The sequence below is a fragment of the Streptomyces varsoviensis genome (assembly GCF_000718635.1).
Classification (GTDB): Bacteria; Actinomycetota; Actinomycetes; order Streptomycetales; family Streptomycetaceae; genus Streptomyces; species Streptomyces varsoviensis.
Genome location: NZ_JOBF01000033.1, coordinates 109,047 through 124,417, shown reverse-complemented (window position 1 = coordinate 124,417; position 15,371 = coordinate 109,047). Strand labels below are relative to the sequence as shown.

At 76.0% G+C, this 15,371-nt stretch carries 1 protein-coding gene; it reads right to left on the bottom strand.

The genetic code is table 11. The features are described from left to right. Window positions 1-23: 23 nt before the first annotated feature. On the bottom strand, window positions 24-15,341 hold the full coding sequence (locus tag IF55_RS32370) for a type I polyketide synthase (protein ID WP_048832936.1): 15,318 nt from the start codon (window positions 15,339-15,341) through the stop codon (window positions 24-26). Window positions 15,342-15,371: the final 30 nt, after the last annotated feature.

Here is a 15,371-nt window from a genome sequence, read left to right as displayed (position 1 = left end):
TGGGGTCTGGTGCCTGGTCCGCGTCATGACGTGCCGAGTTCGTTGTCGATGAGGTCGAAGAGCTCGTCGTCCGTCGCGCCGTCCATCCGGTCCTCGATCGTCGTGCCCTTCCCGTCGCCGTTTCCGTTCTCGCCATTGCCATTGCCATTGCCGTTGCTGCCGTTGCCGTTCCCGCCTGGACCGCTGCCGTTCCCACCGTTTCCCCCGTCCCTCCCGTTCCCGTACGTGCCGCCGTCCGGGTCGAGTCCGCTCAGCAGTTGCCGCAGCCGTTCGGTGAGCGTGGCGCGGGCGGCGCGGTCCAGGTCGCCGCCGTCGAGTACGCGCTCCAGCCGGTCCAGTTCGGGCAGGCCGGGCGCCGGGCCGGGGTCGGCGGCGGAGTCCGCGGCGGGGTCCGGTACGAACTCGGCGGCGAGGTGTCCGGCGATGGCGGTCGACGTCGGGTAGTCGAAGAGCAGGGTGGCCGGGAGGCGGAGCCCGGTGGCGGCGCGGAGGCGGTTGCGCAGTTCGACGGCGGTCAGCGAGTCGAAGCCCAGCTCCAGGAGGCCGCGGCCGGGTTCCACGGCGGCGGCGCCGGCGAAGCCGAGGACCATGGCGGCGTGCGAGCGGACGAGGTCGAGCAGGACGCGGTCGCGCTGGGCCGCGTTGAGCCCGCCGAGCCGCTTGCGCAGCGCCGCCGCCGCGTCGGCCCCGCCCTGGGGCTCGGTCGCGGTCGCGGCGCCCGCCTCGGCGCGCCGGGCCGGCGCCCGTACGAGTCCGCTGAGCAGCGGCGGCACGCCTTGGGCGGCGGCCTGGGCGCGTACGGCCGCGGTGTCGAGGCGCAGCGGCAGCAGCACGGGTTCGGCGACCGCGCCCGCCGCGTCGAACAGGGCCAGCCCCTCTGTGGGGGTGAACGCGACGATGCCGCCGCGCGCGATCCGCCGCAGGTCGGCCTCGGTCAGTCCGCCGGTCATGCCGCCGCCGTTGGCCCACAGTCCCCACGCGAGGGAGGCGCCGGGCAGTCCTTGGGCCCGCCGCCGGTGGGCGAGGGCGTCGAGGAAGGAGTTGGCGGCCGCGTAGTTGCCCTGGCCCATGCCGCCGAAGACGCCGGCGATGGAGGAGAAGAGGACGAACTCCGACAGGTCGAGGCCGGCGGTGAGTTCGTGGAGGTTGAGCGCGGCGTCCACCTTGGGGCGCAGCGCGGTGTCGAGTTGTTCGGGGGTCATGGTGGCGACGACGGAGTCGGCGAGGGCGCCGGCCGCGTGCACCACGCCGGTCAGCGGGTGGTCCGGGTCGATGCCGGCGAGCAGCGCGGCGAGCGCGTCGCGGTCGGCGGCGTCGCAGGCGACGGCCTCGGCCCGGGCGCCGAGCGCGGCCAGCTCGGCGGTGAGGTCGGCCGCGCCCGCCGCCGCGGGGCCGGTGCGGCTGGTGAGCACCAGGTGCCGTACGCCGTGTTCGGTGACGAGGTGGCGGGCGAGGTGGGAGCCGATGGCACCGGTGCCGCCGGTGATCAGCACGGTGCCGTGCGGGTCCCAGCCGGGTCGGCGTTCGGGGGCGGACAGGGGTACGCGCGCCAGCCGGGCGGCGTACGCGGCCCCGGCCCGTACGGCGAGCTGCGGCTCGCCCGTGGCGAGGGCGCCGGGGAGGGCGCCCGGTGCGTCGTCGTGGCCGGCGTGGCCTTGGAGGTCCACGAGCACGAAGCGGTCGGGGTGCTCGGTCTGGGCGGTGCGGACCAGCCCCCACACGGCGGCGTGCGCCAGGTCGCCGACATCGTCCCCGGCATCGACGGCCACCGCGCCGGAGGTCACGAAGGCGAGCTTGGCGGTGGCGAACCGCTCGTCGGCGAGCCACTGCTGGAGCAGCGCGAGGACATCGGCGACGGCGGCCCGTACGGCATCCGCGTCCGCGCCCGTGCCGTCGCCCGCCGCGGGCGGGCAGGTGGCCAGTACGAGGCGGGGCGTGGGCGCGCCCGCGTCGATCTGTGCCGCGAGGGCCGCGAGGTCCGGGGCGGTACGGGCCGGGGTGGGCTGCCACCAAGGGGCGTCGGCGCCGAGCGTGGCCCAGTCGGCGGTGGACTCGGCCGCGACGGGCTGTGGCGGCACGGCGTGCCATTCGGGGCGGAACAGTTCCTCGTGGTGGCCGCCGCGAGCCGCCTTGACCTGGTCGGCGGTGACGGGCCGCAGCACGAGGGAGGCGGCGGAGAGGACCGGGTGTCCGGTGGTGTCGGCCGCGGTCACGGCGACGGTGTCGCGGCCGGCCGGGGTCAGCCGGAGCCGCAGCGTGTTCGCTCCGGTGGCGTGCAGGCGGACGCCGTTCCAGGAGAACGGCAGCCAGCCCTTGGCGGGGCCTTCGAGCACGTCGAAGACGAGGGCGTGGAGGGCCGCGTCGAGGAGCGCCGGGTGGAGTCCGAACCGTCCCGCGTCCGGCTGCTGCGCGGCGGGCAGGGCGGCCTCGGCGAAGACCTCGTCGCCGCGCCGCCAGGCGGCGCGCAGCCCCTGGAACGCGGGCCCGTAGGCGAAGCCGCCCTCGGCGAACCGTGCGTAGAGGCCGTCCGCGTCCAGCGGCTCGGCGTCGGCCGGGGGCCAGAGCGCGAAGTCCTCGGCGCCGTTCTCCTCAAGGGCCGCCGCCTGGTCGGCTCCGGTCAGCAGGCCGCTGGCGTGACGGGTCCAGGGGTCATCGGGCAGGGCGTCGTCCGGCCTGGCGTGGACGGTGACGGGGCGGGCTCCGGAGCCGTCGGGCGGTCCTACGGCGAGTTGCAGGGCGATCGCGCCGGTCTCGGGGAGGAGCAGCGGCGCTTCGAGGGTGAGTTCCTCGACGGCGGCGCAGCCGGTCCGGTCGGCGGCGTGGAGGGCGAGTTCCAGGAAGGCGGTGGCGGGGAAGAGGACGCCCTCGTACACGCCGTGGTCGGCGAGCCAGGGGTGGGTGCGGACGGAGAGCCGGGTGGTGAACAGGAACGCGCCGGTGTCGGCGAGGCGGCAGGCCGCGCCGAGCAGGGGGTGCTCGGCGGGGCGCAGTCCGGCGGCGGGCAGGTCGGCGGTGGCGGCCTTGGCGGCGAGCCAGTAGGGCAGGCGCTGGAAGGCGTAGGTGGGCAGCGGGGTGGGGCGGGCGCCGCTGCCGACGAAGACGGCGGGCCAGTCGATCGCGGTGCCGTGTACGTGCAGCCGGGCGAGGGCTGTGGTGAGGGCGGCGGGCTCGGGGCGGTCCTTGCGGAGCAGCGGCACGAGGACCGCGCCGTCGGAGGCGTCGCCCAGGCAGTCCTGGCCCATGGTGCTCAGGGCGCCGTCGGGGCCGAGTTCCAGGCAGGCCGTGACCCCTTGGCGCTCCAGGTGACGCAGGCCGTCGAGGAAGCGGACGGTGCCGCGTACGTGGTCCGTCCAGTAGTGCGGGGAGGCGAGCTGTTCGTCGGTGGCGGTCGTCCCGGTCAGGTCGGAGACGATGGGGACGCTCGGCCGTCCGTACGCGACGCGCGCGGCGATCTCATAAAACTCGTCGAGCATCGGTGCCATACGCGGCGAGTGGAAGGCGTGGCTGACGCGCAGCCGCTTCGTCTTGTGGCCGAGCGCCGCCGCCCGCGCGGCGATGTCCGCGACGGCCTGTTCGTCACCTGAAATCACCGTGGAGGCGGGCCCGTTGACGGCGGCGATGCTGACGACGCCCTCCTGACCGCCCATCAGCGGCAGCAGGTCCGTCTCAGAGAGGGTGAGGGAGACCATCGCACCGCCGGCCGGCAGGGCCTCCATCAGCCGGCCCCGGGCCGCCACGAGCGCGGCGGCGTCGGGGAGGGTGAGGACCCCGGCGACGTGGGCGGCGGCCAGTTCGCCGACGGAGTGCCCGAGGAGGTGGTCGGGGGTGATGCCCCAGTGCTCGACCAGCCGGTAGAGGGCGACGCCGAGCGCGAAGAGGGCGGGCTGGGTGTAGGCGGTGCGGTCCAGCAGCCCGGCGTCGGGGCTGTCCGGCCCCGCGTCGATCACGTCGCGGAGCGGGCGGTCGAGGAGCGGGTCGAACTCCGCGCAGACCGCGTCGAAGGCGTCGGCGAAGACCCGGTGGCGCGCGTACAGGCCGGCGCCCATGCCGGGGCGCTGGCTGCCCTGGCCGGGGAAGAGGAAGGCGGTCTTGCCCGCGCCGCCGGTGACGCCGCGTACCAGGTCGGGCGAGGGCTCGCCGGCGGCGAGGGCGGTCAGGGCGGCGAGCAGGGCGGGCTCGGACTCGCCGGTGAGGACCGCGCGGTGTTCGAAGGCGCTGCGCTGCGCGGCGAGGGAGTAGCCGATGTCGGCGGGGTCGGCGGGGTGGGTGCGGAGGTGCTGGAGCAGCCGCCCGGCCTGGGCCTGGAGGGCGTCGGCGCTGCGGCCGGACAGCAGCCAGGGCAGGACGGGGCGTTGCTCCTCCGGGGCGACGGGGGTGGGGGCGGACGCGGCGGAAGTGGGGGTGGCGGCCGGTTCCGGGGCCGGTTTCGCGTCCGGCCCCGGGGCCCGCTCCGGTTCCCGTTCCGGCACGTGTTCGAGGATGGTGTGGGCGTTGGTGCCGCTGACGCCGAAGGAGGAGACGCCCGCGCGGCGCGGACGGCCGGTCTCGGGCCACGCGGTGCGTTCGGTCAGCAGGCGTACGGAGCCGGCCGACCAGTCCACGTAGGGCGTCGGCTCGTCGAGGTGCAGGGTGTGCGGCAGCTCGCCATGGCGCATGGCGAGCACCATCTTCATGATGCCCGCGACGCCGGCCGCCGCCTGGCTGTGGCCGATGTTGGACTTCAGCGAGCCGAGAAGCAACGGCCGCTCGGCGGGCCGGTTCTGACCGTATGTCGCCAGCAGCGCCTGTGCCTCGATGGGGTCGCCGAGCTTGGTGCCGGTGCCGTGCGCCTCGACGGCGTCCACGTCGGCGGCGGTCAGCCCGGCGCCCGCCAGGGCCTGCCGGATGACGCGCTGCTGGGAGGGGCCGTTGGGCGCGGTGAGGCCGTTGCTGGCGCCGTCCTGGTTGACGGCGGAGCCGCGGACCAGCGCGAGCACGGGGTGGCCGTTGCGGCGGGCGTCCGAGAGCCGTTCGAGGACCAGCAGTCCGGCGCCCTCGGACCAGGAGGTGCCGTCGGCGGCGGCCGCGAAGGGCTTGCAGCGGCCGTCGGCGGCGAGCACGCGCTGCCTGCTGAACTCGACGAACGCGCCGGGCGTGGACATCACGGTCACACCGCCGGCCAGGGCCAGCGCGCACTCTCCGGCGCGCAGCGCCTGCGCGGCGAGGTGCACCGCGACCAGCGACGAGGAGCACGCCGTGTCGACGGTGACGGCGGGGCCCTCCAGGCCGAGGCTGTAGGAGATGCGGCCGGAGGCGACGCTGCCGGCGCTGCCGATGCCGAGGTAGCCCTCGGACTCCTCGGAGGGTTCGGCGACCCGTGAGCCGTAGTCGTGGTGGCTGCATCCGACGAAGACGCCGCTCGCGCTGCCCTTGAGGGCGAGGGGGTCGATGCCCGCGCGTTCGATGGCCTCCCAGGAGAGTTCGAGGAGCAGCCGCTGCTGGGGGTCGATGGTCAGGGCCTCGCGCGGGGAGATCCCGAAGAACGCCGGGTCGAAGTGGTCGGCGTCGTGCAGGAAGCCGCCCTCGCGCGCGTAGGTGCTGCCGACGCGGTCCGGGTCGGGGTCGTAGAGCCCTTCGAGGTCCCAGCCCCGCCCGGTGGGGAAGCCGCTGATGGCGTCCCCGCCGGAGGTGAGGAGGGTCCACAGCTCCTCGGGGGTGGTGACGCCGCCGGGGAAGCGGCAGCTCATCGCGACGACGGCGATGGGGTCGTCGTCGGCCGCCTTGTCGCGCGGGGCGGCGTGGTCCTCGGCCGCGGCGGTCTCGGGGCCGCCGAACGCGGCGAGCAGTTCGGTGCGCAGGTGTCCGGCCAGTACGGTCGCCGTCGGGTAGTCGAAGGCCAGGGTGACCGACAGCCGCAGCCCGGTGGCCTCGGCGAGGCGGTTGCGCAGGTCGACGGCGGTCAGCGAGTCGAAGCCGATGTCCTTGAACGCCCGGTCGGGGTCGACCGCCTCGGGCCCGGGGTGGCCGAGCACGTCGGCGACCTCGGTGCGTACGAGGTCGAGGAGGGCGCGGTCGCGGTCCGCGGCGGGCAGCGCGACCAGCCGCCGGGCCGGCGAGTCCGCCCCTCGGCTCTCGCCGCCGGCCGACCCCGTCTCTGCCAATACGCGCTGTACGGGCGGGAGTTCGCTGATGGCGGGGCTGGGGCGGAGGGCGGTGAAGGCCCGTACGAAGCGGTCCCAGGCGAAGTCGGCGACGAGGAGGTGGGTGTCGTCGTGGTCGAGGGCCTGCTGGAGGGCGGCGGTCGCGAGTTCCGGGTCCATCGCGGGAAGCCCGTTGCGTACGAGGCGGTCGCCGACGGCCCCGGCGGCGAGGCTGTCGCCGGCCCACAGGCCCCAGGCCACGGAGGTGCCGGGCAGGCCGCGGTCGCGGCGCTGCTGGGCGAGGGCGTCGAGGTAGGCGTTGGCGGCCGCGTAGCTGCCCTGGCCGGTGCCGCCGAGGGTGCCGGCGAGCGAGGAGAACAGCACGAACGCGGTCAGGTCGCGGTCGCGGGTGAGGACGTCGAGGTGGCGGGCGGCGTCGAGCTTGGGTCGTAGGACGCCCGCGGCCCGTTCGGGGGTGATCGAGTCGATGACGCCGTCGTCCAGGACGCCCGCCGCGTGCACGACGGCGCGCAGCGGCCGCCCGGCGGGGACGGCGGCCAGCAGCTCCGCCAGGGCGTCCCGGTCGGCGACGTCGCAGGCGGCGACCGTCACGTCGGCGCCGAGCTGTTCCAGTTCGGCGAGGAGGGCGTCGGCGCCGGGGGTGCCGGCGCCGCGGCGGCTGGTGAGCAGCAGATGTTCCGCGCCCGCGCGGGCGAGGTGGCGGGCGACTTGCGCGCCGAGGCCGCGGGTGCCGCCGGTGATGAGTGTCGTACCGTCAGGTGTCCACGTATGGGCGGGCGTTGTGTCGCCGACGGCGGCGGGGGCGAGCCGTCGGGCGAACACTCCGGAGGCGCGGAGCGCGAGCTGGTCCTCGCCGTCGGCGTCGCCGTCGCTTCCGGCGGTGGGGCCGGTGCCGTTCCCGATGCCGGACAGCGCTTCGGCCAGCCGGGCCAGGGCCCGGTCGTCCAGGTGCTCGGGGAGGTCGATCAGCCCGGCCCAGCGCTGCGGGTACTCGACCCCGGCGACCCCGCCGAGCCCCCAGGCGAGCGCCTGGGTGGCGCTGCGCAGCCGGTCGGACCTGCCGATGGAGACGGCGCCCTGGGTCGCGCACCAGACGGGCGCGTCGAGTCCGGCGTCGCCGAGCGCCTGGAGCAGGGCCACGGTGAGAACGAGCCCGGTCGGCATCGCGGAGCCTTCGGCGTAGGGCGACTCGTCGAGTGCCAGCAGGGACAGGACCCCGCTGGGCGCCTCGGCCGCGAGGCCGTCCGGGAGCAGCGCGGCGAAGCGGCCCCGGTCGGCGGCCTCGCGGTCCGCCGCGATGAGGACCGGCCGGGCCCCGTGCGCGGCGAGGGCCCGTACGCAGGCCGTCGCGGTGGGGCCGTCGGCGGCCGTGGCGGGCACGGCGACCAGCCAGGTGCCGTGGAGGGTGGGCTCGCCGCCGGTCGGCAGTGGTTTCCACGTGACGCGGTAGCGCCAGCCGTCGACGGTGGAGTGGCCGCGGCGTTCGCGGAGCCAGCCGGAGAGGGCGGGGACGACGCCGGCCAGGGAGGCGCGCAGTTCCGCGTCGTCGACGCGGAGCGTGTCGGCGAGGGCGTCGAGGTCTTCCCGTTCCACGGCCTCCCAGAACCCGCTGTCGAGCGCCGGGGTGTCCTGGGCCTCGCCGGGAGCGGTGGCGGTGGCCGTGAACCAGTACTGCTGCTCCTGGAACGCGTAGGTGGGCAGCGGCCGTACGCGAGCGCCGGTGCCCGCGAAGACGGCCTCCCAGTCCACGGGCGCGCCGAGCACGTGCAGGTGGGCGAGCGAGGCGAGGAACCGGTCGAGCCCGCCCTCGTCCTGACGGAGCGTCGCCACGACGCCGCCGCCCGCCCCGGCGGCCTCGACGGCCTCCTGGAGCCAGACGGCGAGGGCGGGGTGGGTGCTGCACTCCACGAACACGCCGTGCCCGTCGGCGAGCAGCGCGTCCACGGTCCGCGCGAACTCCACGGGCTGCCGCAGATTGCGGTACCAGTACTCGGCGTCCATGGCCGCGGTGTCGATCGGCCCGCCGGTGACCGTGGAGTAGAACGGCACGTCGGAGGGGCGCGGCCGGACCCCGGCGAGGACGGTCAGCAGCTCCTCGCGGATCTCCTCGACCTGTACGGAATGGCCGGCGAAGTCCACGCCGGGGATCGGCCAGCACAGCACGCCGTCGGCGGAGAGCGCGTCCTGGAGCCCGGCGAGGGCCGCCGGGTCGCCGGAGACCGTGGCGGAGGTCGGCCCGTTGACGGCGGCGACGCCGAGCACGCCGTCCCAGGCGGTCAGCCGCTCGCGGACGCGGTCGGCGGGGAGCGGCACGAAGAGCATGCCGCCGCGGCCGGTCAGCGCGCGGAGCGCCTTGCTGCGCAGCGCGACGACCCGCGCGGCGTCCTCCAGGGAGAGGGCGCCCGCGACGCAGGCGGCGGCGATCTCGCCCTGCGAGTGGCCGATCACGGCGTCGGGGACGGCCCCGTACGAGCGCCACAGGCCGGCCAGCGACACCATGACCGCGAACAGCACCGGCTGCACCACGTCCACGCGGTCCAGCGGCGGCGCGTCCGGGGCGTCCTGGAGAACTTCCAGCAGCGACCAGTCGAGGTGCGGGGCGAGGGCCCGTTCGCAGGCGGCGATGTGGTCGGCGAACACCGGTGAGGTGTCGAGGAGTTCACGTGCCATGCCGGTCCACTGCGAGCCCTGGCCGGGGAAGACGAACACCGTCCGGTCGGACCGGGCCACGGCGCCGCTGACCAGGCCGGGGGCGCGTTCCCCGGCCGCCAGGGCGGCGAGCCCGGCGAGCAGCGCCTCGCGGTCCGTTCCGACGACGGCGGCGCGGTGCTCGAAGGCGGTCCTGGTGGTGGCGAGGGAGTAGCCGGCGTCCCGCGCGGAGATCTCCGGATGGCCCGTCAAATGGTCGTGCAGTCGGGCGGCTTGGGCGGCGAGCGCGTCAGGGGTGCGGGCGGAGAGGACCCACGGAACCGCTTCGGGGACGTGCGCTTCCGGGGCGGCCCCGGCCTCGTACGGCTCGGACGCGCCCGCCTGCGGCTCCGGCTCCGGTTCGGTCTCCCGCAGTGCCTCCGGCTCCGGCTGTTCGACGATGATGTGCGCGTTGGTGCCGCTGAGGCCGAAGGAGGAGACGCCCGCCCGGCGCGGGCGGCCGGCTTCCGGCCAGGGCGCGGCCTCGGTGAGCAGGGAGACGGCGCCCGTGCTCCAGTCGACGTTGGGGGTCGGCTCGTCGATGTGCAGGGTGCGGGGCAGCACGCCGTGCTCCATCGCGAGCACCATCTTCATGATGCCCGCGACCCCGGCGGCGGCCTGGCTGTGGCCGATGTTGGACTTCAGCGAGCCGAGGAGCAACGGCCGCCCGGCGGCCCGGTCCTGACCGTACGTCGCCAGCAGCGCGTCGGCCTCGATGGGGTCGCCGAGGCGGGTGCCGGTGCCGTGCGCTTCGACGGCGTCCACGTCGGCGGCGGTCAGCCCGGCGTCGGCCAGCGCCCCGCGGATCACCCGCTGCTGCGCGAGTCCGCTCGGCGCGGTCAGGCCGTTGCTGGCGCCGTCCTGGTTGACGGCGGAGCCGCGGACCAGCGCGAGGACCGGGTGGCCGTTGCGGCGGGCGTCCGAGAGCCGTTCGAGGACCAGCAGGCCGACGCCCTCGGCCATGCCGAAGCCGTCCGCCGACGCGGCGAAGGACTTGCAGCGGCCGTCCTCGGCGAGCCCGCGCTGGCGGCTGAAGCCGGTGAACGACAAGGGGGTGCCGATGACGGTCGCGCCGCCGGCCAGGGCCAGCGTGCACTCCCCGGCGCGCAGCGCGCGGGCCGCCAGGTGGACGGCGACCAGGGAGGAGGAGCAGGCGGTGTCCACGGTGATCGCGGGCCCCTGGAGCCCGAGCTGGTAGGCGACCCGGCCGGACAGGACGCTGGTGGAGATGCCCGCGATGAACAGGCCCTCCAGTTCGTCGGGCACGTCGCGCATGCTGCCGCCGTACCCCTGGTACGAGGCGCCCGCGAAGATGCCCGTACGGGTGCCGTGCAGGGTGGCGGGGTCGATGCCCGCGCGTTCGATCGCCTCCCAGGAGGTCGCGAGGAGCAGCCGCTGCTGCGGGTCCATGGCCAGAGCCTCGCGCGGGGAGATCCCGAAGAAGGCGGGGTCGAACCGTCCGGCGTCGTGGACGAAGCCGCCCGCCGCCGCGTAGCTCTTGCCGGGCCGGTCGGGGTCGGCGTCGTAGAGGTCGGCCAGGTCCCAGCCGCGGTCGGCGGGGAGTTCGGTGACGGCGTCTCTGCCCTCCGCGACCAGGCGCCACAGGTCTTCGGGGGTCCGTACGCCGCCGGGGTAGCGGCAGCTCATGGCGACGATGGCGATGGGGTCGTCGTCCGGCGGCGCGGCGGCGGCCGGTACGGGCAGGGGCCCGGCGGCCGGTACGGGCAGGGCTCCGGCGGCGAGGGGCGCCCCCTCTCCCGTACTCGCGTCGCCCAGGAGGAGGGCGCCCAGGTGGCGGGCGAGGGCGGTGGCGGAGGAGTAGTCGAAGACGACGGTGACGGGCAGCTTGAGGCCGGTGGCGGCGGTGAGCCGGTTGCGCATGTCGACGGCGGTCAGCGAGTCGAAGCCCAGGTCGCGGAAGGCGCGGCCGGGGGTGACGGCGTCCGGCGAGTCGTGGCCGAGCACGCCGGCCGCGTGCGTACGGACCAGGTCGGCGAGGGTCCGGTGGCGCTCGGCCGCCGGCTGCGCCAGCAGCCTGCTCCGCAGCGCGGCGGCGGCCCCTCCCGCACCGGCCTCGTCGCCTTCCCGCTCTGCCGTCAGTACCGCTTGTACGTCCGGGAGTTCGCTGATGAGCGGACTGGGCCGGGCCGAGGTGAAGACGGGGGCGAAGCGCTCCCAGTCGACGTCGGCGACGAGCACCACGGTCTCGTCGTGGTCCAGCACCTGTTGGAGCCCGGTGATGGCGACCGGGGGCGGCATGAAGAGGATGCCGTGGCCGCGCAGCTCCTCCTCGACGAGGTTCGCGGCCATGCCGCCGCCGTCCTCGGGGCTCCAGATGCCCCACACCACCGAGGTCGCCGCCCGGCCGCGGGCGCGGCGGCGCTCGGCCAGCCCGTCGAGGTAGGCGTTGGCGGCGGCGTACGCGCCGTGGATGGCGCTGCCCCACACGCCGGAGATGGAGGAGAACAGCACGAACGCGTCGAGCGGGCCGCCTCCGCCTTCGCCTGCGCCTTCTCCGGCACCGTCGCCATCGCCGTCGCCATCGCCGTCGAAGAGCAGGTCGAGGTTGCGGGCCCCGCCGACCTTCGCGTACAGCGTCTCGGCGAACTCGGCCAGGTCGGTGTCGGGCAGCGGCACGAGCGAGCCGCCGCCCGCGGCGTGCAGGACGGTGCGGATCTCGCAGCCGTCCCGCTCCAGGCCCTCCTTGAGGGAGCGCAGCGCGGCCAGGTCGGCGACGTCGCAGGAGGCGAGGGTGGTACGGGCGCCGAGGCCGGTCAGTTCCTCGGAGAGTTCGGCGGCGCCGGGCGCGTCGGGGCCGCCGCGGCTGACCAGGACGAGGTGTTCCGCGCCGCGCCGCGCCAGCCAGCGGGCGATCTGGGCGCCGATGCCGCCCGTACCGCCGGTGATCAGGGTGGTGCCGCGGGGGCGCCAGTCGCGGGGCGCGGGGGCGTCGCCGAGCGGGGCCCGTACCAGCCGGCGGCCGTGGCAGCCCGACGCGCGGACGGCCACCTGGTCCTCGTCGCCGAGGCCGCCGGCCAGGGTCCGGCAGAGCCGGGCGGCGGTGGCGTCGTCCAGGGTGTCGGGGAGGTCGACGAGCCCGCCCCAGCGGCGCGGGTACTCCAGGGCGGCGACGCGGCCGAGGCCCCAGAGCAGGCTGGCGGCGGCGCTGACCGGCCCGTCGTCGGGGCCGGTCGCGACGGCTGCGCGGGTGGCCCACCACAGGGGCGCCTCGACTCCGGCGTCGCCGAGCGCCTGCGCCAGGGCCAGGTTCAGCGCGGTGCCCATGGGGACGGTGGTGTGGACGGGGTGGGGGTTCTCGTCCAGGCCGAGGAGGGACAGCACCCCCGCGACCGGGCCGCCCACCGCGTCCACGGTCTCGGCGAGGCGCGCCGCGAGGGTCGCGCGGTCGGTGTCCGCCTCCGTGAGGAGGAGGCGCAGGGTGACGGCCCCGGCCGTCGCGAGGGCGCGCAGGCAGCCGGCCGAGCGCGGGTCCTCGGCGTCGGCGGCCGACGACAGCACCAGCCAGGTGCCGGACGGCGCGGCGGGGGCGCCCTCCGGCAGGGCGCGCCAGTCGAGGCGGTACCGCCAGGAGTCCACCACGGACCGTTCCTGACGGCGCGTCCGCCAGTCGGTGAGGGCGGGCAGTACGACGCTCAGCGGGTCGTCCGGGCCGACGCCGATGGTCGAGGCGAGGCGGTCGAGGTCGCCGCCGCCGATCGCCTCCCAGAACCCGTCCTGGTCCGCGCCGCCGGCCCCGCCCGTGCCGCCGCCCCGCGCGCCGTCGGGGTCCTGGAGCCAGTACGAGGCGCGCTGGAAGGCGTACGTCGGCAGCGCCACGTGCCCGCCCCCGGCGCCGGGGAACACCCGTCCCCAGTCGAGCCGCAGCCCGCCGGCCCATGCCTCGCCCAGCGAGAGCAGCATGCGGTCCGGGCCGCCGTCGTCCCGCCGCAGCGTGCCGAGCGCCACGGCGGGCCCCTGCCCGGAGTCGGCGACGCCGGCGGCGTCGGCGGTCTCCTGCACGCCGAAGGTGAGGACGGGGTGCGCGCTGGGCTCCACGAAGAACCGGAACCCGGCGTCGAGCAGGGCGCGGGTGGCCTTCTCGAACTCGACGGTCTGCCGCAGGTTGCGGTACCAGTACTCGGCGTCGAGGGCCGTGGTCTCCAGCAGGTCGCCGGTGACCGTGGAGTAGAACGGCACGTCGGCCCGGCGGGGCGTCAGTTCGGCTAGTTCTGCGCGGAGTTGGCCGTGGATGTCCTCGACGTGGGCGGAGTGCGAGGCGTAGTCCACCGGTACGCGCCGGGCCCGCACCCCCCGCTCCTCGGCCCGCTCCAACAGCTCATCCAGCGCGCCCGCGTCACCCGACACCACGGTGGAGGCAGGGCCATTGACAGCGGCGACCGAAAGGCCCTGAGAATGACCGACGACAGCACCCGGCTCCACGCCGTACGAACGCCACACCGCTGCCAGCGACACCATCACCGCGAACAAGGCAGGCTGCACCACGTTGACCCGTTCCAATGACGGCGCGTCAGCCCCGGCCCGTAGAACCGCTTCCAACGACCAGTCGACGAACGGGGCCAGAGCCCGCTCACACTCGGCGATCCGAGCGGCGAACACCGGCTCCGCGTCGAGGAGTTCGGCGGCCATTCCTGCCCACTGCGAGCCCTGGCCGGGGAAGACGAACACCGTGCGGCCGGTCGTCCCGACCGCTGCCTGGATCAGGTGCGGCGCGGGCGCGCCGTCGGCCAGCGCCCGTACCCCGGCCGTCAGCGCGTCGAGGTCGGCGCCCACGACGACGGCCCGGTGGGTCAGGGCCGCGCGCGTGGTGGCGAGGGCCCGGCCGATCCCGGCGGGCGGCGGCGCGGGCGCGGCGGCATCGAGGTGGCCCAGCAGCCGCCGCGCCTGGTCGCGCAGGGCCGCCTCGCTGCGCGCGGAGAGCACCCAGGGGAGGTTCGCGGGTACGGGGGCGGGGGCGGGTGCGGCGTTGCCGTCCGGGTCGGGGGCGGCCGGGTCGCCGGCGGCTGAGTCCGAAGCGGCCGTACCAGTGGCGGTCACGGCGGGGGCGGCCACGCCTGGGGCGGTCGGTTCGACGGCGGCCGGCTCCGGGGCGTCTGGCTCGGGTACGTGTTCCAGGATCAGGTGGGCGTTGGTGCCGCTGACGCCGAACGCGGAGACGCCGGCCCGCCTCGGGCGGCCGGTCTCGGGCCACGGCTCCGACCGGCTGAGCACCCGGACCGCGCCGGCCGTCCAGTCGACCATGGGGGTGGGCTCGTCGGCGTGCAGGGTGGGCGGCAGTTCGCCGTGCGTCATGGCCAGCACGGTCTTGATGACGCCGCCCACACCGGCGGCGGCGGAGGTGTGCCCGATGTTCGACTTCAGCGAACCGAGCCACAACGGCCGTTCCGCCGGGCGGCCCTGTCCGTACGTCGCCAGGAGCGCCCGCGCCTCGATCGGGTCGCCCAGCCGGGTGCCCGTACCGTGCGCCTCCACCGCGTCGACGTCGGCGGCCGTCAGCCCCGCGTCCGCGAGCGCGGCCCGGATCACCTGGCGCTGGGCGGGGCCGCTGGGCGCGGTGAGGCCATTGCTCGCGCCGTCCTGGTTGACGGCGGAGCCGCGGACCACGGCCAGCACGGGGTGGCCGTTGCGGCGGGCGTCCGAGAGCCGTTCCAGCAGCAGCACCCCGGCCCCCTCGGACCAGCCGGTGCCGTCCGCGCCCGCGCCGAACGCCTTGCAGCGGCCGTCCGCGGACAGCGCCCGCTGCCGGCTGAAGGCGATGAAGGCGTCGGGGGTGGCCATCACGGCCACGCCGCCCGCCAGGGCGAGCGAGCAGTCGCCGGCCCGTAGCGCACGGATCGCCAGGTGCAGGGCGACCAGGGAGGACGAGCAGGCGGTGTCCACGCTCACGGCGGGCCCTTCGAGGCCCAGGGTGTAGGCGACGCGCCCGGAGGCCACGCTGCTGGCCGTCCCGGTATCCAACAGCCCTTGCACTTCCGGGAGCTGACGGGACGTCGCGCCGTAGTCATTGCCCATGGCCCCGAGGAAGACCCCCGTCGGGGTACCGCGCAGCGAGGTCGGGTCGACCCCGGCCCGTTCCACGGTCTCCCAGGCGGTCTCCAGGATCAGCCGCTGCTGCGGGTCCATCGCCAGGGCCTCGCGCGGTGAGATGCCGAAGAACTCGGCGTCGAACTCGGAGGCGTCGTGGAGGAAGCCGCCGTGCCGGGTGTAGGAGGTGCCCGGCCGGTCGGGGTCCGGGTCGTACAGGGCGTCGGTGTCCCAGCCCCGGTTGACGGGCCAGCGCGTGATGGCGTCGCGGCCGTCGGCGACGAGGTCCCAGAGCCGTTCCGGCGTGTCGGCGCCACCGGGGTAGCGGCAGCCCATGGAGACGATGGCGATCGGCTCGCGCCGGGCGTTCTCGGCGTCCCGCAGCCGCCGCTTGGCCTCGCCGAGGTCGGCGGTGGCGCGCCTGAGGTAGTCGAGCAGCTTCTTGTCGTCCAGTTTCTGGGCGTCGGACATCGGTGTCAGCTCTCTCTCACGTCTCTCAGG